This window comes from Streptomyces curacoi, assembly GCF_001513975.1.
GTDB lineage: Bacteria > Actinomycetota > Actinomycetes > Streptomycetales > Streptomycetaceae > Streptomyces > Streptomyces curacoi.
In genome coordinates this window covers 184906-208102 of record NZ_KQ947985.1, presented here as the reverse complement: position 1 = coordinate 208102, position 23197 = coordinate 184906, and the positions used below count along the sequence as shown (strand labels likewise).

Below are 23197 nucleotides of genomic sequence, written 5' to 3'. Positions count from 1 at the left end.
GGGACCTTAGCGCTGGTGGGTGACCGCGGACCTCCCGCTGGTGGGTGGTGACCTGGGCCTCGTCGCCGGTGGTGGGTGGCGACCGGGCCTTCCCACCGGTGGGCGACCACGGCCATTCCGCTGGCGGGCGGTGACCTGGGCCTTCCCGCTGGTGGGCGGCGCCTGGGCCTTCCCGCCGGTGGGTGGTGACCTGGGCCTCCCGCCGATGGATGCCCGGGGTCTGCCACCGCCGGACGGCCCGGGGTCTGCCACCGCCGGACGGCCCTGACCCTCCCACCGCCGGACGGCCCTGACCCTGCCGTGCCGATGGGTGACCCCCAGGGGTAATCCCGCATGAGGTGTCCCTCGCTCGTCCACCTTCAGGAGGTGGAGTCAGCCCCACCCCTACAACCTGAGGCGGACGCTGCTTCGGCACCTGCGGCCGATCCGCCGAGGCAGGGGCCGCTCATAGCGTGGAGCCATGACCACACCCGTCTGCACCAGCGCTTCCGACGCCGCTACATCAGCGAGGCAGACCTTCCCGAACGCGACGTACCCCTCCTTCACGTCGTATGTGCGGGCCCGCCAGCCGGTGCTGCTGCGTACCGCCCGGTCGCTCACCGCGAACCCGAGCGACGCCGAGGACCTGCTGCAGACCGCGCTCACGAAGACATACGTCGCCTGGGAGCGCATCGAGGACCATCGCGCGCTCGACGGCTATGTGCGCAGGGCGCTGCTGAACACCCGGACCTCGCAGTGGCGCAAGCGCAAGGTGGACGAGTTCGCCTGCGACGAGCTGCCCGAGCCGGAGCCCGTACCCAGCCAGGACGACGACCCCGCGGAGCGGCAGGCGCTGCACGACGCCATGTGGCGGGCGATCATGCGGCTACCGGCACGGCAGCGGGCGATGGTCGTCCTGCGGTACTACGAGGACCTCAGTGAGGTCCAGACGGCCGAGGTGCTCGGGGTGTCCGTCGGCACGGTGAAGTCGGCCGTGTCACGAGCCCTCGGGAAGCTGCGCGAGGACCCTGAGCTGGGGCTGGTCCGTTAGCGGGGAGGCACGGCTCCGTTACCGGCACAACCGCATGAACGCAACGTGACATGATCGATCGGCCGACCCTAGTGACATACCGCGCGGTATGCGCGCAGAATCTCCGCAGCCCTTACTACCGCGTAGGCAATGTCGCCCCGGGAGGACGCCGTGCTGAGCACCATGCAGGACGTACCGCTGCTGATCTCCAGGATCCTGACCCACGGGTCGACGATCCACGGCACATCGCAGGTCACCACCTGGACCGGCGAGGCCGAGCCGCACCGCCGTTCCTTCGCCGAGGTCGGTGCACGTGCGGCCCAGCTGGCACACGCCCTGCGTGAGGACCTGGGCGTGACCGGCGACGAGCGGGTCGCGACCCTGATGTGGAACAACGCCGAGCACGTCGAGGCCTACTTCGCGATCCCCTCCATGGGCGCGATCCTGCACACCCTCAACCTGCGCCTCCCGGCCGAGCAGCTGGCCTGGATCGTCAACCACGCGGCCGACCGGGTCGTCATCGCCAACGGTTCCCTCCTCCCCCTGCTCGCCCCGCTGCTCCCGCACCTCAAGACGGTCGAGCACGTGGTGGTGTCGGGGCCGGGTGACCGTTCCCTCCTCGCGGACGCCTCCGCCCAGGTGCACGAGTACGAGGAACTGATCGCCGGCAAGCCGACCACGTACGACTGGCCGGAGCTGGACGAGCGGCAGGCCGCCTCGATGTGCTACACCTCCGGCACCACGGGCGACCCGAAGGGTGTCGTCTACTCCCACCGCTCGGTCTATCTGCACTCCATGCAGGTCAACATGACCCAGTCGATGGGTCTGACCGACCAGGACACATCGCTGATCGTGGTCCCCCAGTTCCACGTCAACGCCTGGGGCCTGCCGCACGCCACCTTCATGACCGGCGTCAACATGCTGATGCCGGACCGCTTCCTCCAGCCCGCGCCCCTCGCCGAGATGATCGAGGGCGAGAAGCCGACCCACGCGGCGGCCGTGCCCACCATCTGGCAGGGCCTGCTCGCCGAGCTCACCGCCAAGCCCCGGGACGTCTCCACCCTCGTCCAGGTGACGATCGGCGGCTCGGCCTGCCCGCCCTCGCTCATGGAGGCGTTCGACAAGCTGGGCATGCGGGTCTGCCACGCCTGGGGCATGACGGAGACCTCCCCGCTCGGCACGGTCGCCCGCCCGCCGGCCCACGCGGTCGGTACGGCGGAGGAGTTCGCGTACCGCCTCACGCAGGGCCGTTTCCCGGCGGGAGTCGAGGCCCGCCTCACCGGCCCCGGCGGCGAGCGCCTCCCCTGGGACGGCGAGTCGGCCGGCGAGCTGGAGGTGCGGGGCCCCTGGATCGCGGGCGCCTACTACAACGGCCCCGACGGCGAACCGCTGCGCCCCGCCGACAAGTTCAGCGAGGACGGCTGGCTGAAGACCGGCGACGTCGGCATCATCTCCCCCGACGGCTTCCTCACCCTCACCGACCGCGCCAAGGACGTCATCAAGTCCGGCGGCGAGTGGATCTCCTCGGTCGAGCTGGAGAACGCCCTGATGTCCCACCCGGACGTCGCCGAGGCCGCCGTGGTCGCCGTCCCCGACGACAAGTGGGGCGAGCGCCCGCTGGCCACGGTCGTCCTCAAGGAGGGCGCCACCGCCGACTTCGAGACCCTGCGCGCCTTCCTCGCCGACGAGGGCAAGATCGCCAAGTGGCAGCTCCCGGAGCGCTGGACGGTCATCCCGGCGGTGCCGAAGACCAGCGTCGGCAAGTTCGACAAGAAGGTGCTGCGCAAGCAGTACGCGGAGGGCGGCCTGGACGTCACCAAGCTCTGAGAGGTGTACGGCGGCCGGGACGGGGTGGACTCGTCCCGGCCACCGACGCCTTCACGCTGTACGGCTCAGCGCTGTACGGCTCACGGCTGTGGGACTCACCGCCGTACGGCTCACGGCTGTGGGACTCACCGCCGTACGGCTCACCGCTGTGGGACTCACCGCCATACGAACACTGCCGTACGAATCACTGCTGTACGACTCAGCGCTGCACGGCTCGCTACTGCACGACTCACTACCGCACGACTCACTACCGCACGGCTCACCGCCGTACGCCAGTAAGCCCCCACCCCAGCACCAGCCACACCCCCGCGACCGCGACAACCCCGCCCCACCCCCACTGCCCGAAGGCGAAGCCCGCCAGGGCCGAAGCGGTGGCGCCGCCCGCGAAACCGGCGACGACGTAGGCACTGTTGGCGGTCGCGGGGGAGGACGTGGTCGTCAGGGCGAGGGTCTGGTTGGCGACATGGGACGCGACCAGGGCGGCGTGGATGACGACGGCGGCCACGAACAGCGCGACCATCACCTGCCCGCCCAGCCAGAAGAGCGGCACGGACACGGCGGCCAGCAGATACGCGGACCGTACGACCCTGGCGGCGCCGAAGCGGTCGACCAGGCCGCCCGCGAGCGGTGCCACGGCACTCGCCGTAAGCCCGAAGAGGCCGAAGAGCCCGGCGGTCGCGGTCGACAGGGCGTAGGGCTGCCCCGTCAGCAGCAGGGTCAGCGAGGTCCACAGGGCGCTCCAGGCGCCGTACATGCCGGCCTGCCGTATGCAGGCGCGCCACAGGTCAGGGGAGCGGCGCACCAGGCCCGGCATCGCGGTGAGGCCCGAGAGGAGACCGCCGAGGCCGCCGCCGGTGGGGCGGGGACGTTCGGCGGGCAGGGCGGCGGCGGTCAGCAGGCCGAGTACGCCGGTGAGGACGGCCGCGCCCAGGAACACCCACCGCCAGCCGAAGGCCTGTCCGGCGAGGCCGCCGAGGACGCGAGCCGCGACGATGCCGGTGAACAGTCCGGCGATGACGGCGGCGACATGGCGGGCGCGGCGGTCGGCGGGGGCGCGTTCGGCGACGAGCGGGACCAGCAGCTGCGGGACGACGGTCGCGGCGGAGGCGACGAGGACGGCGGCCGCGAGCGCGGTGGTCCCGGACGCCGCGGCGGCGACGGCCAGGGCCGCCGTCGTGGCCAGCGAGAGGACGGCGACCAGCGGACGGCGGCTCACGCGGTCGCCGAGCGGGGCGAAGAAGAGCAGACCGGCGGCGTACCCGAACTGCGCGACCGAGGCGATCCAGGCGACGGCCGAGGGAGCGGTGCCGAAGTCGCGCGCGATGACCGAGAGCAGCGGGGCCGCGAGATAGATGTTGGCGGCCGTGACGGCGGAGCAGAGGGCGACGAGGGGAAGGAAGAGGCGGGACGTCTCCGTCCGAGGGGCCGACGCCCGGAGACGGTGAGCTGTGGTGGTCGACGGCATGAGCGGAGGAACTCCTTCGAACCCGGACTCCTTCGAGCCCGCTCTAGCAACTAACTGGTTGGTTGGCACGGTCGACAGTCTGCTCCGCCGCCGAATTCTCTGTCAACCAAACAGTTGGTTACTTACCCGCTACCCTGATCCCATGGGAGTAAGGGACCCCGAGGCCACCAAGGCCCGCATCTTCGACGCGGCCGTCGCCGAGTTCGCCCGCTACGGCATCGCCGGCGCCCGTATCGACCGCATCGCGGCCGAGGCCAAGGCCAACAAGCAGCTCATCTACGCCTACTTCGGCAACAAGGCGGAGCTGTTCTCCAAGGTCCTCGGCCGGTGCATGGTCGACCTCGCGGCGGCCGTCCCCGTCGACCCGGACGACATCGAGGGCTGGCTGGACCGGCTGATGGACTACCACGCCGCCCACCCCGAACTGCTGCGCCTCCTCTACTGGGAGGGCATCCAGTACGGCTTCACCGAACTGCCCGACGAGACCGAGCGCCAGGACCACTACGCCCACAAGGTCGCCGCGGTCCGGGACGGCCAGGACCGCGGCGTCATCACCGACGCGATCCCGGCCCAGGACCTGCTGTTCCTGCTGGTCGCGATAGCCAACTGGGCCACCGTCGTGCCGCAGATGAGCCGCATCCTGGTCGGCGGCGAGGACCCCGACCGCGACCGGCTGCGCGCCTCGATCAAGGAGGCGGCGCGCCGGATCATCGCGCCCTGACGTGCGTCCCCGGGGCCGGCGTCAGTTGGTCCCGATCCGCGCCAGCAGGTCCACGATCCGCGACTGCACCTCGGCGCTGGTGGACCGCTCGGCGAGGAACAGCACCGTCTCACCCGACGCCAGCCGCGGCAGGTCGGCCTGGTCGACGGCGGCGGTGTAGACGACGAGCGGGGTGCGGTTGAGCTGCCCGTTCGCGCGCAGCCAGTCCACGATCCCGGCCCGGCGGCGGTGCACCTGCATCAGGTCCATCACGACCAGGTTCGGCCGGAAGTCGCCCGCCAGCGTCACCGCGTCGGCATCACTCGCGGCCCGCGCCACCTGCATCCCGCGCCGCTCCAACGTCGCGGTCAGCGCCAGCGCGATCTCCGCGTGCTCCTCGATGAGCAGCACGCGGGGCGGGTGCTGCTCACTGTCCCGCGGGGCGAGCGCCTTCAGTAGTACGGCGGGATCGGCGCCGTAGGCCGCCTCCCGCGAGGCCTGTCCGAGCCCGGCCGTCACCATCACCGGTACCTCGGCGGCCACCGCCGCCTGCCGCAGCGACTGCAGCGCGGTCCGGGTGATCGGCCCGGTCAGCGGGTCGACGAACAGCGCGGCCGGGAACGCCGCGATCTGTGCGTCGACCTCCTCGCGCGAGTGCACGATGACGGGACGGTAGCCACGATCGCTGAGCGCCTGCTGCGTGGTGACGTCCGGCGCCGGCCACACCAGCAGCCGACGCGGGTTGTCGAGCGGCTCCGGCGGCAGCTCGTCGTCCATCGGCTGCGGACGCGGGGTGTCGGCGACCTCGACGGCACCGCCCGGCCCGTCCAGCGGCTCGGGTCCCTCGGCGGCGTTCTCGTCCGGCGCGCCTATGGCGTACGACCGCCCGGCGCCCTCGGTCATCGGAGCCAGCCGCGACTGCCCGGCCAGCGACGGCTGGGCCTGCCCGCCGAGCGACGGCTGCGGCTGTGGCTGTGCCGGCACCGGCTGCTCGGCCGGCGGATGCGGGCGCGCCGCCTGCTCCGCCGAGGCACCCGTCCGCGTGGCGGGGTCGGGCGGCGTACCCAGCTTGCGGCGCCGTCCACCGCCGCCGGTCTGGTGCGGGGGAGGCGTGGCCGACGGCAGCGCGGGCTGCTGCACCTGAGCCGCCTGTCGCGTGAACGGCACGCCCTGCCCCAATGTCCGCACACTGATCGCCCGGCCCTGGGTGGAGTTCGGGTCGACGGGCGCGGCCGGGACACCGGGAGCGGCGGGAGCGGCGGGGGCCGCGGCTTCCGCGGGCAGGGGCTGGGCCGCACGCTGCTGCTGGCCGGCCGCGCCCGCCGCCGCGGCTTCGGGAGGCAGGGGCGTCCCCGGAGCCGGGGTGCCCTGGGCCGGCTGGGGCTGCGCCGGTTGCTGAGGCTGGGCCTGCTGGGGGGCGCTCGGGGTCGGCGGTACGGGCGTGGCGGCAGCGCCACCGGCCGGTACGGCTGTCCCGGCGCCGGGCGTGCCGTCGGCCGCCGGCCACGGCTGCGGGGCCGGAACGCCCTGGGCCGGGGTCCCCTGCGCCGGGGTGCCCTGCGCGGGGACGGCCTGACCGGGGGCCGCCTCGGCGGGGAGGGCCTGGCCCGGGACGGCGGGGGTCGGTGCGGGCTGGGTCGGCGCAGCGGCCTGGGCGGGCTGTCCGGGCATCGGCTGTCCAGGCACAGACTGTCCAGGCACAGGCTGGGGCTGACCCTGCTGTCCCGGAACCGGCTGCCCTGGAGCCACCTGCCCAGCCGGAACCGCCTGCACGGGAACCGCCCCCGCGGGCACGGCCTGACCGGGCACGGCCTGACCAGGGACGGCCACCTGGACGCCCTGCCCCGGAGTCGCCTGCGCAGGAGCACCCGGAGCACCCGGAGCACCCGGAGCACCCGGAGCACTCTGAGCACCCGCAGCACCCGGACCAGCGGCAGCCTGTGCGGGCACCCCCTGCGCAGGAGTCCCGGCGGCTTCCGCAGGCGGCTGGGCCACGGCCCGTCGGCGGCGGCCGGTCGGCGCGCTGGTGGGATGCGGCTGCGGCGGGGTGTGGTCCCCGGCCTGGTCGTGCGGCACGGCATCGTGCCGGCCCTCGTCGGCGAGCACGTCACCCGGGGCCCCCTGGCCGGGAACCTGAGCCTGCACCGGAACCGGAGCACCCGGAGTCACGGGAGTCCCCGGCGCTGCCGCACCCGCACCCGCAGTTGCCGCCGGAGCGGCGGTGGAAGCCGGCTCGGCCCCGCCCTGCTCCTCGGTCGCGTCGACCGTCCGGTCCGCCTCGGCCGGCGGCAGCGCGAACACCTGACGGGGGCCCGCCTCCTGGGCCTGCGCGGCACCGCGCTCGGCGGCGGTGGCCAGGGCACGCCGACGACGCCCGGTCGGCTGAGGAGTCTCGCCCGAGGCGGCCGTACCGGCCCCGGGAACAGGCTGGGCGGCCTCACCGGCCGCGGGCAACGCGGGCGGCAGAGCGTGCTGCTCCCCGCCGTCGCGCCGGGCACGGCGCCCACTGGGCGGCGCGGGCACGCCCTGCGGCGGTACGGTCCCGCCCAGGCCGTTCCCGGCGGCCGCGGTCCCCGCCGCATGCTCGGCGGCCGTGACGACGGCGCCCTCGGCGACCCCGTCCCCGCTGCTCTCGGCCGGCCGTCCACGCCGCCGTCCGGTACCGCCGGAGCCCTCGGCTCCGGCGTCTCCCTGGGTGAGCTCGGGCGCGGGCGCGCGCCTGCGCCGCCGCCCGGTAGGCACCGCACCACCCTCGGCATCACCGGCCGCGGTGCCGCCCTCGGCGTCGGCATCGGGCGCGTCGCTGTCCAGGAAGGCGTCGACGGACGACCGCCTGGCCCGCCGCCGCCCGCCACCGGCACCCTGCTCGGCGGTCACGTCGGTCACGGCGGCACCCTCGGTCCCGTCACCGGCCTCGGCCGCAGGGGGAGCGGCGGGCACGGCCCCGGCCCCACCCCCGATGGGCACTTCGAGGACGTACGCGTTCCCGCTCATCCCCGGCACCTCGTGCGTCTGCAGCACACCGCCGTGGGCCCGCACGATCCCGCGCACGATCGGCTCGTGCACCGGGTCTCCCCCGGCGTACGGCCCGCGCACCTCGATCCGTACGACCTCACCGCGCTGGGCCGCCGCGACGACGACGGTGTTGTCCAGGTAACCGCCCGCCGACACGGGCGAGTTGCCGGTCGCGTCGACGCCGGCGACATCCGCGACGAGATGCGCGAGCGCGGTGGCGAGGCTCTGCGGGTCGACCTCCGCCTCGATGGGCGGGGCGTGCACGGCGAACTGCACCCGCCCCGGCCCGATGAGCTCGACGGCCCCGTCGACACCGGCGGCGACGACGGCGTCGAGCATCACCTTCGTACGGGTGATCCCGTCGCCACCCGAGTCGAGGCGCTGGTACTGGAGGACGTTGTCGATCAGAGTCGTGATGCGCGAGTAACCGGCCGACAGGTGATGCAGCACCTGATTGGCCTCGGGCCACAGCTGCCCCGCGTCATCCGCGGCGAGCGCGGACAGCTCACGGCGAAGTTCGTCGAGCGGACCGCGCAGCGAACGCCCGAGCAGGGTCAGCAGCTGTTCGTGCCGTCCGGCGAGGGCCTCGTACCGGTCCTTCTCCCGCTCCCCGAGCGCGGCGTACCGCTCCTCGCCCGCGGCGAGCTCCTCCTCGTGCCGCTCCTTGAGCTCCTCGAGTTCCGTCACATGCTTCTGCCGCAGGGCGGTCAGCTCGGAGGCGTGCTCCTCGGCGAGCCGCTCCAGCTCCTCCTCGTGCCGCTGCTCCGCGGCGGCCTTCTCCTCGGCGAGGGCGTCGTAGGGCCTACGGTCGGTGAAGGTCATCACGGCGCCGACGAGCTGCTCACCGTCGCGAACGGGCGCGGTCGTCAGGTCGACGGACACCTTGTCGCCCGACTTGGACCACAGCACCTGCCCACGCACCCGGTGCTTGCGCCCCGAGCGCAGGGTGTCGGCGAGCGGAGACTCCTCGTACGGGAAGGGAGACCCGTCGGCACGGGAGTGCAGCACGAGCGTGTGCAGCTCCCGCCCGCCCAGGTCGCTGGCCCGGTAACCCAGTATCTGAGCGGCGGCCGGATTGACGAGCACGATCCGCCCGTCGGTGTCGGTCCCGACGACGCCTTCCGATGCGGCCCGCAGGATCATCTCGGTCTGCCGCTGCGAACGCGCCAGCTCGGCCTCGGTGTCGACGGTCCCGGTCAGATCCCGTACGACGAGCATGAGCAGCTCGTCACCGCTGTAGCCGTAGCCGTCGTAGGCCTGTTGCCCGTTCTCAAGATTCGCGGACGTGACCTCGACCGGGAACTCGCTGCCGTCCGTCCGCCGGGCCATCATCCGGGTCGGCTTGGTCCGCCCCTGCGGGTCCATGTGGTCGGGCCGCCGCATGGATCCGGGGATCAGCTTGGAGTCGAAGTGCGGCAGCAGATCGAGCAGCCCGCGCCCGACCAACGCGGTCCCGGGCGCTTCGAAGGTCTCCAGCGCGATGGTGTTGGCGTTGACGACGGTCCCATTGGCGTTGACCAGCACCAACGCATCGGGAAGCGCGTCGAGTATGGCTGCGAGGCGAGCAGCGCCTCGGGATGGCCTGCTGCTCACGAGACGCTTCCTCCCTGTTACCGCACCTTGCCGACCGCTCGGGCCATCTTGCCAACCGGCCCGCGGCGTGTCACGCGAGGGAGTCTAAGGGCTGGGGTTGCGCTCGCGACGCCGGATGAGAGGGAGGTCGCACGACGAAGTGACCCAGAACGTATGACCGCCTGTGCCTACGTCCTTCCAGCTCCCTGCCAGCTTCCTTCCGGCTTCGCGAGACCTTCGCGGGACCTTTACGGAGCCGGTGCTTCCCCCTTGGAAAGCCTGTACGAACACGTACCGGACCCCCTGCTTCCCCGACGAACGGGGGCATGGATCACGACTGCCCCTTCTGCCGCAGGTCGGGAAGGAGCGGTACGAGCCGGTCCCACCGGGCGATCTGACACCCGTCCGTGCGGTCGTACCGCGCGTTCACGGGGCGCCCGGCCCAGGTCCCCGTGACATGCGCGGTGGCCGGCCCGCCGTACTGCATGGTGCAGAAGCTGCCCTCGGGTACCGGAGCGAAGGCGTCCTCGCCCCACCGGGTGCCTCGCTCCAGCGCGGCACAGGCCCCGCCCACGTCCGGGTGATCGCCGCCGCCCGGATGGCAGTACAGCTCGTACGTCCGGTCCGGCCCGCCGCCACCGCCGTTCCGCACGGTCACGGTGAGGTGATCACCGGACCGGCCCGGGCCCTGGAGGGACGGCGGCGTCAGGGACGGCGGTGTGAGGGACGGCGGTGTGAGGGCGGGCAGCGCCGCGGCCGGTGCGGGCACGGCGGCGAGGGACGTGCCGGCGACGACGGAACCGGCGGCGGCGAAGAGAACCCGCCGCAGATTTCGCCCCCGAGGGGCACGAGCGGCACGGGCGGCACGGGCGGAACGGTTGACCTGCAACATGACCTGACTAACGCCGCGCACCCTCGGACGTTGCGCCCGCGCCCACGCCGGAGAAGGGCTTTGCCCTGCGGCCTCCCCGCCTAGTACCGTGGGGGGCGATTGGTGACACCGCGCTCGACTGTGTCATCATCTGCACGCACCACTCGCGCTCGCGCGAGCGGCTGTGCTGGAGGCGTCGCCTAGTCCGGTCTATGGCGCCGCACTGCTAATGCGGTTTGGGCCTTAAAGCCCATCGAGGGTTCAAATCCCTCCGCCTCCGCGCTTGATCACGAAGCCCCGGTCACTGGACCGGGGCTTCGCTGTTTGCGCGGGCTCCTCGGGGCGTTTCCGCAGGTCACAAGGGGTGCGGCAAACGGATTTCACATGGCGGCGGCAGTCATGTAATGTTCTTCCTGTCGCCGCGAGCGGGCCGGAAGGGCCGGGAGCGGCGGGAAAACAGAACAAGCACTCGTAGCTTAACGGATAGAGCATCTGACTACGGATCAGAAGGTTGCAGGTTCGAATCCTGCCGAGTGCACAGCAGACCAGAGGCCCTGTGGAGTGATCTACAGGGCCTCTGGCTTTTGCCTTGACGGCCGTGTTTGACGGCAACCGCCTCAGAGGGCGGATGGGGAGCCGATCAGACGGCTACAGGGGCACCGGCCGCGCCGTCATCATCGTCCGGATCGTTGCCGTCAGCCCTCAGCGCGTCGCCGACGCGATCAAAGGCGGAGCGCTGGGAGTCGAGCCGTACGAACGTGTAGATGTCCATGGTCACGCGGATCGAGCTGTGGCCCAGGACTTCCATGATCATGCGGGCGTCGGCGCCCTGTTCGTGAAGCAGGGACGCGCACGTGTGGCGCAGGTCATGGAAGCGGACCTTACGGACTCCGGCGCGGACGCACAGCGCCTCGAAGGACCGGTTCAGGTTGCGCGGCTCGATGGGGGTGCCGTTCTTCGTGGTGAAGACGAGGCCCTGCCCTGTCCCCTTCCAGTTGGAACCGGCGGCTTTCCGGTCGGCGATCTGCTGGGCGCGCTGAGCACGGAGCGCCGTCACGCACGCAGAGGGCAGGGCCACACGACGGGCCGACCGCTGAGTCTTCGGCGTGACGATCAGCAGTTCGCCGCCGACGCGCTGTAGGGCCTGCCGAACGGTGCGCACACCTTCGTGAAGGTCCACGTCCGACCAGCGCAGCCCCAGCCGGCCTGGTACCTGGCGAAGAAGGGTCGAGGCGAGTCGGGCGATGAGGCCGGAGAGGGGAAGCCCGGCGATGGAGTGTCCGGAGGCGCGAAGATTGCGTACGGCATTTCCCGCGAGGGGGAGGCTGGCAGCCCCGAAGCCGCCGAGCCATCCCTCACCGAAGTGCTCATCGCATTGCGCGACGAGGTTCGCGAACTCAGCGCGGCGCACCAGGAATTGCGCCGGGAAGTCGAGGCCCTGAAGAAGGCCCAGCAGCCGCAGCCCTGAGCTGGAACACTTCCTGCCGCATCTCGCTGGTTTCGCGCCGGAGTCTTGCCACCGTGGCCCTCATCTCGCAGACCAGTGCATACAGAATTCATAACGCCGGGTGGCGGGTGCTGCCCTTGCTCATCACGAGAACTGTGCAGCCCCCAGGCTGTGGATAAGTTCCGCCGACCGTCAGAACCAATGGCCATTAATACGGCCATAACAGGTCATAGCGGCTTCGAAGTAGCGGAACGGATGGTAAGGCGAGGTCAGCGCATGGCCCCGCGACCGGCCACGAGCCCAGGGCGCCGGAGCTGTGCAGACTTTCTTTACTGGATCAAGGCGGCCCGCCTGCGGCGGGCCGCGCGCGCTGGCGGCCCGTGGCCGCCACCGCTCCATGTCTCCGCCACCGCTCCGGCGGCCCCCCGCCGCTCAGCGCGCAGCATCGCCAAGGCGGACAGCTGGACCAGGAAGCAACTCGACCACTCCGAGCACCAGGACCAGGCCGAGACCGACCAAGTGCGGCCACGCCGCCCAACCGGCCACGCTCCACAGCCGGATGACCGTCGAGGCGCAGGCAGAGCCCAGGCGTCAGGCGGCCAAGTCGACAACGTCCAGGCCGGGATGGAGACGAGGGCCGTGACGCATGAAGGAAGCGTGGCTGAGGTTGGTAGGGGGTTGCTGGAAACACACGTGACGGGTGCTCAGTCGGCACCCCCGCCATCGTGGCTGACTTTCGGTGGCTCAGGTCCGAGCTGGGCTTCAATTGGCCGAACTGCAACAGTCATCCCCTCTGACTCGACAACAAGAGGCCGGGGTTGTCGCAGCCGCACCCACGTTCGAGCATGCCAACCACCCCGATACCATCGGCACCGGGGTCCTGATCAGGGCTTCCGTGACCGGACCACCCCGCATTGCTGTCCAGGCTGAGCGGTGGTCCGGTCTTTTGTAGTTGGATTCAGCCGCGCGAGAGGCGCCGGATGAACCGAGGCTTCGGGATCAGCTCAGGGCCTTACCCACCTCGTAGATGGTGGGCCGATCCTCGGGAGCATGGCTGAGCATCGCGTCGATCAAATCGCCTAGCTCATCAGGAGCCCTCACTGGCCGACGCCGACCGTTCGCCACGGCCTCTCGCTGCACAGGGCGCGGAGCGCCATCCGGATACTCGACCGCCCGCCAGCCCGTGGCTGAGATCAGCAGGGAAGCACCGAGTGCGTAGATGTCCGCTTCCGGCGTCGGCTCGGCCTCTCCGGTGTCGAGTACGCTCCGGGCGATCTCCGGTGCCTCGTAGTGGACGAGGCAGCCGCGGAACGGGAAGTCGTAGCTCTCAGGCACGTGTCCGCCCCGCGCAAGGGCGAGGTCGATGAGGTGCGTCCGCTCCGGCCCGACGATGAAGTGGGCGGGCTGTACGTCACCGTGTGCCCAGCCCTTGGCATGGAGTTCGGCCAGCGCCTCGACGCAGCCCAGCGCCACGCTGGTGTGCGGTGCGATGGAGGAGTCTGGCCTACGGCACGGCTCCCACAGTTGGTACAGGTCCGGCCCTTCGCGCCATGGCTGGAAGTTCCACGTCCCGTCTTCCCACTCGCCGTACGCGAAGTCAGTGAAGCCGAGGCGATACAGCACAACACCCTCGCGCGCAGGCGCAAGAGCAGTCCAGGGCTGGGCGGGCCAGTCGGCCGTGGCTTCGATCGGATAGCCGACTTTCACAGCGTGGTGGCCCCGAGGACCCTCCACCTCCCAGACCATGGAACCCCGACGATTGAGGACCAGGCGCTGAGCCGTGGGCATGAGCGCGTCGAGCACCACGATCGGCAGTTCAGGCGTTGAGCCGGGCAACTCGCTTCTCCTTCCGGGCGAACGCGGCCGACCACGAGTCGAGGCCGGCCGCGTCGCTGCTGTCGTGTGCTACGCCTGACCGTACGGACGGCCACAGTCCGAGTCGCACTGCGCGAGGTTCCTGCCGTCCACGGTCCACAAGTCATCGAAGACCATGAACCCGGCCGCCTTCATGGCTCGCGCCGAGGTAATGACCTTCTCAGGGTCGCGGGGCCCGCCGCCGGGCTTCGGGTTGTGGTGGAGGAAGCGGCCCGCGTACCGCTCGCACAGCTCCGCGTACTCCTTCGTGTGCAGGATGAGCGCGTGCAGGCCGAGGTCCACGTCGTCCGAAGGGACCATGGGGACGGTGGCGCTCGCAGCGGTGACCACGAAGGCCACCGCCTGGTCCGCGATCCGCTCAGCCCGCTCGCGGGACTGCCCGTTGTGGACGATCACGAAGTGGGTGAGGCTGTCGAACAGCTCCTCACCAGCCACCGCGCGGCCGGTCCTCTGGTCGTTGGCCGTTGCCGTCATGCGAATACTCCTTGAGTGTCGCTGTGCTCTGGCACTTGCGCCCGCATCGGTCGCCGAGGCACGGCCTATGACGACCGGGGAATGGAAGGCCGACCCCGAACGGGGAGGGGGAGCCCAAGGAAGGTGGCACCCCGTTCGGGGCGACCGGTCTACTGGCCGATACCGAGGGCCATGCCGATCACCAGGTCACAGGACCCGCTGATCATGATGATGAACAGAACCCCCGCGTACCGGCCGATGGCGCGCATCACAGCCCGTCCCGGCTGTTGCCGTTCCTGATGGAAAGGCGGGCGCTCAGTTCCTCGCGCGCTGTCAGTGCCACCACGTCGTCCGGCCGAGCGTCCCACTCGACGCCGCCACCGATGGGCCTTATCTGCACCCGGGCGCCGACCTCACCCATGACGACGCCGATTCGTCCACTGGCAGTGTCTTTCGCCAGTTCACCGATGCCTGGCCTGGTCTGCTGGTTGCTCGCCATGCGGACGAGCATCCCGTCGCCCACCAGGACGTCGGAACCACCGACAAACCCCACTTCGGGACGTCCCGCGTCGGGTAGAACGTCCCTAGTGCCGTCCCTGAGTGTTAGGAGAGATTGGGATGCCGAACGAGAGGTTACGTGCTGCCATGGCGGCCGGCGGTTGGACGTACGCCGCCCTTGCGGGCAAGGTCGAAGTCGATCCCAAGTCCGTTGAGCGATGGGTCAATCTGGGGCGTACGCCGCGCCGTGCCACGGCCATGCTGGCAGCGGAAATACTTGGAGAAGACGTGCACGCTCTATGGCCCGCGCTCCGGCAGGCACGCCCTGCCCGCGCCGTCAGTCCGGAACTTGTGGCTCTCTACGACCAGCGGGCGGACGTCCCCGTGTCCACCTTCGTGGACATGCTGACCCAGGCTCAGGAGCACATCGACGTGTTGGTGTACGCCGCCGTCTTCCTGCACGAGGCGTACCCGCGGCTCAACGACTTGTTGCGACAGCGAGCGGACGACGGGTGTGCGGTCCGTATCGCGATCGGCGACCCGGACAGTGCGAACGTCCAACAGCGCGGCGCGGAGGAGAGGTTCGGCCACGGGATCGAGTCCCGTTGCCGACTCGCCCTCATGCACTACCGCCCGCTTGCCGGGGTACCTGGCATCGAGGTGCGCACCCATGCCACCACGCTCTACAACTCGATCTATCGTGCGGATGACCAAGCACTGGTCAATGCTCATGTCTGGGGAGTGAACGCCTACGGCGCTCCCGTGTGGCATCTCCGACGCAGCGGGAAGGGCGGCATGTTCGACACCTACGCCAGCAGCTTCGACGCGGTGTGGGAAACCGCGACGCCGATACGAGAAGGGTGACTATGGCACGGACCGAGTACTACAACGACCCAGCGGCACCGGAGCCGAACAGCCTGGTGGTCGCCGCCTCCGCCGTGGTCACCGACGACGAAGGGCGCGTACTCCTTCAACGCCGCAGGGATAACGATCTGTGGGCGCTGCCAGGCGGCGGCATGGAAATGACCGACTCACTCCCAGGAACGGCCGTCCGCGAGGTGAAGGAAGAAACCGGACTGGACGTAGAGATCACCGGGCTCGTGGGCACGTACACCGACCCTCGCCACGTCATCGCCTACTCGGACGGTGAAGTGCGCAGGCAGTTCAACGTCTGCTTCACCGCCCGCGTGGTCGGGGGCCGGCTCGCGATCTCGGACGAGTCAACGGAGCTGCGGTTCATCCAGCCGGAGGAGATCGATCAGCTGCCGATGCACCACACGCAGCGGCTCCGGATCCGTCACTTCCTGGAACACCGGGAGCGGCCCTACCTCGGCTGATCGCATCCGCAGCACCCGCTTGATGCGCGGTCACCGAACAGATGCTCTTGCAGATTGATCCAAGGTCGTCTTCGCACGGACTGCTGCGCCTGTGCTATGTCGCGTGCCAAGATCTACCCACTGTTACTCCGAGACAGTGTGGGGGCGCGTTGTCAGAGTCGTCAGAGCAGTCCGAGGCGACGGCCGCAGAACTGGTGGTCACTGAACCCCAACCTGATGACTCGGGGGCCAACACTCATGACCGCTATGACTGGCAGGCTGCGATGGCTGCTGCGGATGGCCTGCAGCTCTACCTCGATGCCCTTGGGCCGAACAAGCGCTTGAGCGACGACGAGGACAGACGAATCCTTTGTGAGTATCACGAGGATTGGGTTGCGATGCGAGGCGGCGCCGCAGAGCTCGTCTCCGCCAAACACAGAGACGCATCCATGGATGCGTACAGAACCGTGAACCAGCTCGCCGATGAGGGCGGCCTGGCGCACCTGTTCCTGCGATGGCGGGCGCTGAAGGAGAAGCCGACCTGCAGGTTGGCAACTAGTGGTGGTCTCCTAAGCGGCGATCCTCAGGACCTTGAGGCGGTAACCAAATCTCTTCGTGAGATGCGACTGTCTGACAAGCAGATCACTGTCAATGGTGAACATGCCACGTTGGTTGCGAAACTACGCACGGCTATTCATACGCACGGCGAAAAACATCTCCCACCTGAATGGAAAAACGGGGATGTCAAGGAGATATCCGCTGAAGCTCAAAAAGAGGAAGTTGCGCGCTTCCTCTCTATGTTGGACATCCGTCACGGCTTGACCAGGCGAGCGGATATTGGTTTTCTTGCTCCGAGTAAATTTGCGAAACCCGTCGTGGATTACCTGGGTTACGACGTACCCTGTGAATCCGTATGGAATGCCGTTTACGGAATTTTCCACACCCGTATGCGCGCCGCTGGACCGCGAGTCAACGCAGTCATTTCACCAGTGCTCGCCTTCGTGAACGGAGGAGGGCCGCCTACGCCGGCTGACAAGGAGAGGGAGCTCTCCGGTCGCATAGTCACGATGCAGGATATCGACCTCGTCGTCATGACTGCCGTCGCGAATCCTGTCGCGTACGAGTCCCTTGGGTCTCCTGTGAGGTTGAGTCGAGCGGCCATCAAAATGAAAAGGGGGCAGTGCTCAGATAACAGTATTGAGCGCGGCGAGCAACTGCGGAAGGATTACCAGCGTTATTGGCGTGACCGCCTAACCGGTGATCCCACAGCGCTCGCCGACCGCGAGAGACTGCGGCGGTTGCTCTTGCGAGTGAGTGACAAGGTTGACACTCCATCGCTACGTGCACAAGCTATCTGGGGATTTGAGTTCTGGCGCCTTCTACAAGATGAACTTGACTCCATTCCCGCCGAGAGGATTCCTGCTGGGATGGATCCTGATCTCTTGCTTGGGGGAATCAGTGAGCTCGCTAATGCTTGCCAGGTATGGTTCAGCGATCGATTCGATGTGGCAGAGGAATTCGACAGGCTCCGCGAAGAGAACCGCGGGAGCGCGGCATGACTTCTGCTTACGATGATCTGAAGCTCGCATTACTTAGAGAAGACCTCGCCTATCACCAGGCGCGTGTTCTTCTTCTCGTAGACGCAGTATCCAAGGCGGCCGGACATGCGGGGAAACTTGATGGTCTGACGAAGCTTGCCAAATTGGACTTTCTGCTTCGGTACCCAGCCTTGGCGGCGCAGGTTCTTGACGATCTCTCAGCATCTGATCGTCGCCTTAATCTTTCCCCTGAGGAACTAGCTGCCCCCACAGAAGTTGAAGCGCCGATGATGCGCTATAAATATGGGCCGTGGGATGATCGATACTATGCAGTGATTGGCGCCTTGGTGGGTCGTGGGCTTTTACGGTATACCAAGGGGAGAAAAGGGAGTGTTGCTCTGGCTCCGACCAAGGAGGGCCGGCGCCTCGCAGAGCAGATGAGTAAGACCCGCGACTGGAGGGCGCTGAGCGAGCGTAGTGAAGCAATCGCCGCTGCGTCAGCAGGCAAGACTGGGAATGCCCTTAAAGACCTCATCTACCAGCGCCTCGAAACCCTGATGGATCGTCCGCATCGGCAGGTAATCAAATGACCCTGAACTTTCGAATCAATGAACTCTCTCTGTACACCACTGAGGGGCAGGTTCGATACGAGTTCGGATCCGACCTGACGGTGCTTGAGGGGCCCACAGGAGTGGGAAAAACCACTCTACTTGAACTCATCAAGTACGGGTTCGCGGCAGGGGAGGCGCGGCTCGCACCGGTAGCAACAGAAGCTGTTCACGATGTCGCCATCGACGTCAGTATCGGCAAAGAGCAGTTCCTCATCGTGCGCAGCCTGGACGCAAAGAAGAGCAAGAACGTACGAGTAACTGATTTGACTACTGGGGAAAGGCTCCCCGACCACTCCGTAGGAGACGGAGAGTCCAGCTTCAATAGCTTCCTCCTCGAAAAGCTCGGATTCCCCGACGACGTTCGCGCCGCTGCTCAGAAAAGTAGAAGCAGTAAGCCTGGAAGTCGTGTTACTTTTGGTGATATTTTCAAGTTCGTATATGTTCCACAGTATGCCATCAATAGGGATATCGCGGACAGTCGAGACAGTTACTACGAGCCAAAGCGGAAGGCGGTATTCGAGCTCCTTTTTAGGTTCACGGATCCAGAGATCCTCTCCATGCAGTCGCAAGTGAACGTTCTAAATGGGAGAATTGACGTTGCTGCTGGTCAGCTCGAAACTGTCCTAGACTTTCTCCGCGACAGCAACACTAGCGGGCGGGAGGAGGTGATGGAAAAGCTCAACGCAGCAGTAGAGGAGCAAGAGCGGGCCTTGGAGGAGCTGACCGCGCTGCGGGAAGAGTTGGATCCTGTGATCGACCGGCAAACGCAAGCCTATAGGGACCTACTCATTGACGCAGAGAGGACTTTGGCAGAGGCACGGATGGGGAGCCGATCAGACGGCTACAGGGACTCGATGGGGGTGCCGTTCTTCGTGGTGAAGACGAGGCCCTGCCCTGTCCCCTTCAAGTTGGAACCGGCGGCTTTCCAGATTCAGACCCTTCCGAGATCACATGCGGTGACCCGGTCACCATCGGCCGCGTCCACACCGAGCCCAGCGAACAGAAGCACCTGTCCGTGAAGGTTGACGGCACTGATGTGCACTGGTCCGTGGCCATCCTGTCCGGCACTCACGCCATGTGATGACCGGAGGCGGTCCTGCTCCGAGTGATGGCGATGACGGCGGCAACGACGGCCTCCAGGGATCCGCGATCACGAGCGTCACCGGCCGGTCCGGAAGAAGGTGGTTCGCGGATAGGGTGGCCGCGCATACCGCACGGCGACCGGGGGGTCGTGGCATTCGTGCGGCACGGGAGGGGCAAGGGGCAGCCATGAAGGTCAGGACCGGCGGAGCGGCACTCGTCACCATGGCGTTGGCGGCACTGGTGGGATGCGGGGGCAGCCCGTCCGGGGGGTCGGAGGGCTCGGCGGAGACGGAGACGGAGCAGGCGTCGGCAGCGCCCGGCTCGGCCGCACCGGCGTCGGCGCAAGCCCGGCTCTCTCCCGCGGATCTGCAGAGCCGGTGGTGGACCTGGGCGATGTCGGAACCCGAGCGGACCAACCCGGTCGCTGACGAGGACGGCAGCGAGTGCGCGCGCAACCAGCCGCAGGACGTGTGGTTCCTGGCGGGCACCTTCGGCACTCGGGTCGAGCGCACGTGCGGCATCCCTGCCGGGGTTCCTGTCGCGGTGCCCCTGGTGAACCTGATGAGTGACCCGGCGGACTGCGCCGACTTCATGAGCACGGCCAAGGGCTCCGCAGTCCTGGACGGCGAGAAGGTCGACTCGGAAATCATCCGAGGAGAGGCGATCTCCGTGCAGGGCGTCGCCGGCAACCCCGTCACGGGCACGGACGAACGCTTCGCTGCCACCGGGTGCGGCCTGTGGGTCCAGTTGCCCCCGTTGGAACGCGGGAAGCACACACTGGCGATTCGCGGTCAGGCACAGGACTTCTCCGTTGCCGTGGACTACTCCCTGACCGTGGGTGCCGCGTAGGGGGCGCGGACCGATTCCGGGCCTCCCCGTCGTTGTACCGTCAACCGCCGCCCCTACAACTCCTGGTCCCAGAACGTCAGCGCGTCCAGGTCGCCGTCGAAGTCGTCCCCCGGGCCCGCCATGCCCAGGAACATGCGCTCCAGCGGGTCGGCCGCCGGTCCATCGTGCCCCTGCTCCGGCGGGTGCAGAGCCTGTTCCGTCCAGATGCACTTACCCGTGGGGGTGTACCGCGTCCCCCACCGTTGCGACAGCGCGCTGACCAGCTGTAGTCCCCGGCCCCCCTCGTCCGTCTCCGTCGCGCGGCGTATCCGCGGCATCGTCAGGCTTCCGTCGAAGACCTCGCAGATCAGGTCGGCGCCATGGAGGAGCCGGAGGCGGAGTGGGCCCCTGGCGTGCCGGATGACGTTTCCGACCAGTTCGCTCGCCAGCAGCTCGGTCGTGGCGGTCAGTGCCTGCAGGCCCCAGGCCGCGAGCTGGTCGCGGATGAGGCCGCGGGCCAGGCCCGCTGCCCTGGGGTCGTCGGGGAGGGGCCAGGAGGCGATGTGGGAGGTGGGCAGGGCGTGCAGGCGGGCCAGCAGGAAGGCCGCGTCGTCGGCCGCCTGGTGGTCGGCGGGGAGGAGGGCGGAGGTGACCCGCTCGCAGAGGTGCTCCAGGTCCGCCGCCGTGCCGTCCGCGTGAGATGCGCGGAGTACGTCGGCCAGTGCCGCCATGCCCTCGTCCATCTCGCGCTTCGACGACTCCACCAGGCCGTCGGTGTACAGCACCAGCACACTGCCCTCGGGGACCGGTATCTCGGTGGTCTCGAAGGGGGGTGCCGCCGCGCCCAGGGGCGGGTCGGCCGAGAGGGAGGGGAACACCACCGTGCCGTCGGGGTGGAGCAGGGCCGGGGGCGGGTGGCCGGCCCTGGATATCGTGCAGACGCGGGTGGTGGAGTCGTAGAGAGCGTACAGACACGTCACGTACGACTCCTCGCCCATGGCGCCGACGATGTCGTTGAGGTGGCTCATGATCTCGTCGGGCGGCAGTTCGAGGTCGGCCAGGGTGTGGACCGCCGTGCGCAGACGGCCCATCGTCGCCGCCTCCGGCAGGCCGTGGCCCATGACGTCGCCGACGACGAGGGCCACCTGGCCGCCCGACAGCGGGATGATGTCGTACCAGTCGCCTCCCACGTCCATGCCCTGCCCTGCCGGGAGGTAGCGGGCGGCGGCCGTGCACGCGGGGAGGTCGGGCAGGTCCCGGGGGAGCAGGCTGCGCTGGAGTTCGCGGGACCGGGTGTGTTCGGCGTCGAAGAGGCGGGCCCGTTCCAGGGCCTGGGCGACCAGGGCGCTGGTCGCGGTCAGGAGGGTGCGTTCCTCGTCGGTGAGGCGGCGCGGGTGGTCGAAGGTGACCGCGCAGATGCCGAAGGTGTGGCCCGAGGCCGTCAGCGGCAGCAGCGCCCAGGCCTGCTTGCCGGCCCGGGCCGGCAGGTCGGCCAGCTCGGGGTAGCGGGCCGCGAACTCCTGCGGGGAGGACATGAACAGCGGAGCGCCGGCCAGGATCGCGTCCCACAGCGGGCTGGACCGGGTGCGTTCGCGGCCGTCGAGCAGGGTGAGGACGTCGTCCGGGTAGCCGACGGATCCGACGGTGTGCAGCCGGTCGCCCTCCACGGCCTGCACCACCAGGCCCGTCGCCTCGAACGGCGGCAGCACCCCGCGGGCGACCGCGTGTACCACGTCCTTCGAGGTCGTCGCCTTGGCGAGCGCCGTCGTCAACGCCGCTATCCGGGTCGCCCGTTCGGCGGCGGCGCGCTCCGCGCACCTGCGTTCCTCCTCCAGCCGCCGCTTCTCGGTGACGTCGGTGAAGTAGATCGTGCGGCCGTCGGGGCCCGGGACCAGCCGGAGGTGGCACAGGCGGCCGTTCGGCAGCCGTACGTCGAAGCTGACCGACTTCTCCGCGGCGGCGGCCTGCCGGCAGCGGATCTCCAGGCCGGGCACCTGCTCGGCGGCGGGCAGGTCCCACAGCAGCCGGCCGATCAGCTCCGCCTCGGAGAAGCCCAGGGTGCGTTCGGCCTCCAGGTTGGCGAAGGTGATCCGCCAGTCGTCGTCCATCGCGAGGAAGCCGTCGCTCATATGGCGCAGGGCGCGGCCGAGCGCGTCACGGGCGGAGCGGGGCTTGTTGCTGTCCCAGCCCACGCCGATCATCCGCTGGGGCTCGCCGTTGTCGTCGTACGTCACCCGGCCGCGGGCCTGCGTCCAGCCCCAGGTGCCGTCGGGTTTGCGCACCCGGTACTCGGTCTCGTAGACGCCGCCGCTGCGGATCGCCCGGTCCGTCGCGGCCAGCGCCGCCGCCAGGTCGTCCGGGTGGACGATCCTCATCCAGCTGTCGACCTTGCCGGTGAAGTGCTCGGGGCGGGTGCCGTAGAGCTCCAGGGACGCCTCGTCCCAGATCAGCTCGCCGGTGCGGATGTTCCAGTCCCAGGAGCCGACGCTGAGCTCCTTCAGCGCCTGCCGCAGGCGCTCGCCGTTCTGCTCCGGCTGCGCGGGCAGCCAGGGCTCGGTCGGTGGCGGTGCCTGGACCATACGGTCCTCGGTCCAGGCGGTGACGGCGCGGAGGAACTCCCAGTGCCCGGGACTCGGTTCGCCTCCGTCGCCCATCAGGACGGTGAGGGCGCCGGTGCTGCGGTCGCCGCTGTGCAGCGGCAGTGCGGCGAGGCCGGTGCCTGGCCAGCCGGCGGCCGGTGAGTCGGCCGTCTCGGCCGCCTCGGCGGTCTCGGCGGTCTCGGAGGTCTCGGCCGTCTTGGTCGAACTCAGTGGAACCCACACGCCGTTGCCCTCGTGCAGCGCACGGGCCGGGGCCAGCGGGCCCTCCTCGTCGATGATCTCCCAGGGCCGGGTGAGGCCGGACGGGAGCCCGGCCGCCGAGACCAGACGCAGCGCGGACATCGGCCCCCGCAGATGAACCATCCCGCCCAGAGCACCCAGCTCGCCCACCGCATGGTGCAGGGCCAGCCGGAAGACCTCGCTTTCCGCGACACCGGGGGCCACCGTGCTGAGCAGTGTCAGCCGAGCGTTCATGCCGGGGACTTTACC

General features: G+C 69.3%; 18 protein-coding genes and 2 tRNA genes. 12 read left to right on the top strand and 8 right to left on the bottom strand.

All coding sequences use genetic code 11. The features are described from left to right. Nucleotides 1-460 precede the first annotated feature (460 nt). Together AQI70_RS06415 and AQI70_RS06410 are read left to right on the top strand one after the other, a co-directional pair. Nucleotides 461-1030 (top strand): SigE family RNA polymerase sigma factor, encoded by a 570-nt coding sequence (locus tag AQI70_RS06415; RefSeq protein WP_062145385.1) that lies wholly within the window; start codon nucleotides 461-463, stop codon nucleotides 1028-1030. Nucleotides 1031-1159: 129 nt separating this feature from the next. Next, the gene (locus AQI70_RS06410) at nucleotides 1160-2836 is read left to right on the top strand and encodes a long-chain fatty acid--CoA ligase (protein WP_062145383.1); all 1677 of its coding nucleotides are present in this window, start codon (nucleotides 1160-1162) and stop codon (nucleotides 2834-2836) included. A gap of 259 nt (nucleotides 2837-3095) precedes the next feature. Here AQI70_RS06410 and AQI70_RS06405 read toward each other — a convergent pair whose 3' ends face one another. Then, nucleotides 3096-4301 carry an MFS transporter gene (locus AQI70_RS06405; protein ID WP_062145381.1) on the bottom strand — a complete coding sequence of 402 codons (1206 nt, stop codon included), beginning with the start codon at nucleotides 4299-4301 and terminating at the stop codon, nucleotides 3096-3098. 142 nt (nucleotides 4302-4443) lie between these two features. On the opposite strand from AQI70_RS06405, the gene AQI70_RS06400 reads away from it, so the two are divergent. Then, nucleotides 4444-5022 (top strand): TetR/AcrR family transcriptional regulator, encoded by a 579-nt coding sequence (locus AQI70_RS06400; protein WP_062145376.1) that lies wholly within the window; start codon nucleotides 4444-4446, stop codon nucleotides 5020-5022. Nucleotides 5023-5043: 21 nt separating this feature from the next. On the opposite strand, the gene AQI70_RS06395 is transcribed toward AQI70_RS06400, so the two are convergent. Both AQI70_RS06395 and AQI70_RS06390 read right to left on the bottom strand, forming a co-directional pair. After that, nucleotides 5044-9609, bottom strand: a complete 4566-nt coding sequence (locus AQI70_RS06395; protein WP_079051175.1) for a PAS domain-containing protein — start codon at nucleotides 9607-9609, stop codon at nucleotides 5044-5046. Between the two features lie 310 nt (nucleotides 9610-9919). Further along, the gene (locus tag AQI70_RS06390; protein ID WP_079051174.1) at nucleotides 9920-10480 is read right to left on the bottom strand and encodes an SSI family serine proteinase inhibitor; all 561 of its coding nucleotides are present in this window, start codon (nucleotides 10478-10480) and stop codon (nucleotides 9920-9922) included. 168 nt (nucleotides 10481-10648) lie between these two features. Between AQI70_RS06390 and AQI70_RS06385 the strand changes: the two genes are divergently transcribed. Together AQI70_RS06385 and AQI70_RS06380 are read left to right on the top strand one after the other, a co-directional pair. Beyond that, a tRNA-Ser gene (locus tag AQI70_RS06385) sits at nucleotides 10649-10739 on the top strand. Between the two features lie 185 nt (nucleotides 10740-10924). Further along, nucleotides 10925-10997, top strand: a tRNA-Arg gene (locus tag AQI70_RS06380). 102 nt (nucleotides 10998-11099) lie between these two features. Here the strand turns inward: AQI70_RS06380 and AQI70_RS06375 are convergent. Then, nucleotides 11100-11639, bottom strand: a complete 540-nt coding sequence (locus AQI70_RS06375) for a site-specific integrase (RefSeq protein WP_244181497.1) — start codon at nucleotides 11637-11639, stop codon at nucleotides 11100-11102. Here AQI70_RS06375 and AQI70_RS39540 point away from each other — a divergent pair. After that, a complete protein-coding gene (locus tag AQI70_RS39540; protein WP_167358881.1) occupies nucleotides 11628-11927 on the top strand; it encodes a hypothetical protein in 300 nt (99 codons plus the stop codon). The genes AQI70_RS06375 and AQI70_RS39540 overlap by 12 nt on opposite strands. A gap of 978 nt (nucleotides 11928-12905) precedes the next feature. On the opposite strand, the gene AQI70_RS06370 is transcribed toward AQI70_RS39540, so the two are convergent. From AQI70_RS06370 to AQI70_RS06360, 3 genes are all read right to left on the bottom strand, one after another. Beyond that, the gene (locus tag AQI70_RS06370; RefSeq protein WP_062145371.1) at nucleotides 12906-13742 is read right to left on the bottom strand and encodes a protein kinase domain-containing protein; all 837 of its coding nucleotides are present in this window, start codon (nucleotides 13740-13742) and stop codon (nucleotides 12906-12908) included. A gap of 69 nt (nucleotides 13743-13811) precedes the next feature. Further along, nucleotides 13812-14255, bottom strand: coding sequence for a glycine-rich domain-containing protein (locus tag AQI70_RS06365; protein WP_062145369.1), 444 nt, complete (start codon nucleotides 14253-14255; stop codon nucleotides 13812-13814). 247 nt (nucleotides 14256-14502) lie between these two features. Next, nucleotides 14503-14745 carry a hypothetical protein gene (locus AQI70_RS06360; RefSeq protein WP_062146474.1) on the bottom strand — a complete coding sequence of 81 codons (243 nt, stop codon included), beginning with the start codon at nucleotides 14743-14745 and terminating at the stop codon, nucleotides 14503-14505. 107 nt (nucleotides 14746-14852) lie between these two features. Between AQI70_RS06360 and AQI70_RS06355 the strand changes: the two genes are divergently transcribed. The 6 genes from AQI70_RS06355 (at nucleotide 14853) to AQI70_RS06335 (ending at nucleotide 20129) form a co-directional block, all read left to right on the top strand. Continuing rightward, nucleotides 14853-15596 (top strand): helix-turn-helix domain-containing protein, encoded by a 744-nt coding sequence (locus tag AQI70_RS06355; RefSeq protein WP_062145367.1) that lies wholly within the window; start codon nucleotides 14853-14855, stop codon nucleotides 15594-15596. 2 nt (nucleotides 15597-15598) lie between these two features. Then, nucleotides 15599-16069, top strand: a complete 471-nt coding sequence (locus tag AQI70_RS06350) for an NUDIX domain-containing protein (protein ID WP_062145365.1) — start codon at nucleotides 15599-15601, stop codon at nucleotides 16067-16069. Nucleotides 16070-16218: 149 nt separating this feature from the next. Continuing rightward, complete coding sequence (locus AQI70_RS39010; protein ID WP_159042624.1) at nucleotides 16219-17607, top strand: hypothetical protein; 1389 nt, start codon at nucleotides 16219-16221, stop codon at nucleotides 17605-17607. Beyond that, a complete protein-coding gene (locus tag AQI70_RS39750; protein ID WP_079051173.1) occupies nucleotides 17604-18176 on the top strand; it encodes a hypothetical protein in 573 nt (190 codons plus the stop codon). The genes AQI70_RS39010 and AQI70_RS39750 overlap by 4 nt, the downstream gene beginning before the upstream one ends. Then, the gene (locus AQI70_RS37085; RefSeq protein ID WP_079051172.1) at nucleotides 18173-19216 is read left to right on the top strand and encodes an AAA family ATPase; all 1044 of its coding nucleotides are present in this window, start codon (nucleotides 18173-18175) and stop codon (nucleotides 19214-19216) included. Before AQI70_RS39750 ends, AQI70_RS37085 begins: the two co-directional genes overlap by 4 nt. A 250-nt stretch (nucleotides 19217-19466) precedes the next feature. Beyond that, nucleotides 19467-20129, top strand: coding sequence for a hypothetical protein (locus tag AQI70_RS06335; RefSeq protein ID WP_062145359.1), 663 nt, complete (start codon nucleotides 19467-19469; stop codon nucleotides 20127-20129). 53 nt (nucleotides 20130-20182) lie between these two features. Here the strand turns inward: AQI70_RS06335 and AQI70_RS06330 are convergent, their stop codons facing one another. Beyond that, nucleotides 20183-23182 (bottom strand): SpoIIE family protein phosphatase, encoded by a 3000-nt coding sequence (locus AQI70_RS06330; RefSeq protein WP_062145357.1) that lies wholly within the window; start codon nucleotides 23180-23182, stop codon nucleotides 20183-20185. Nucleotides 23183-23197: the final 15 nt, after the last annotated feature.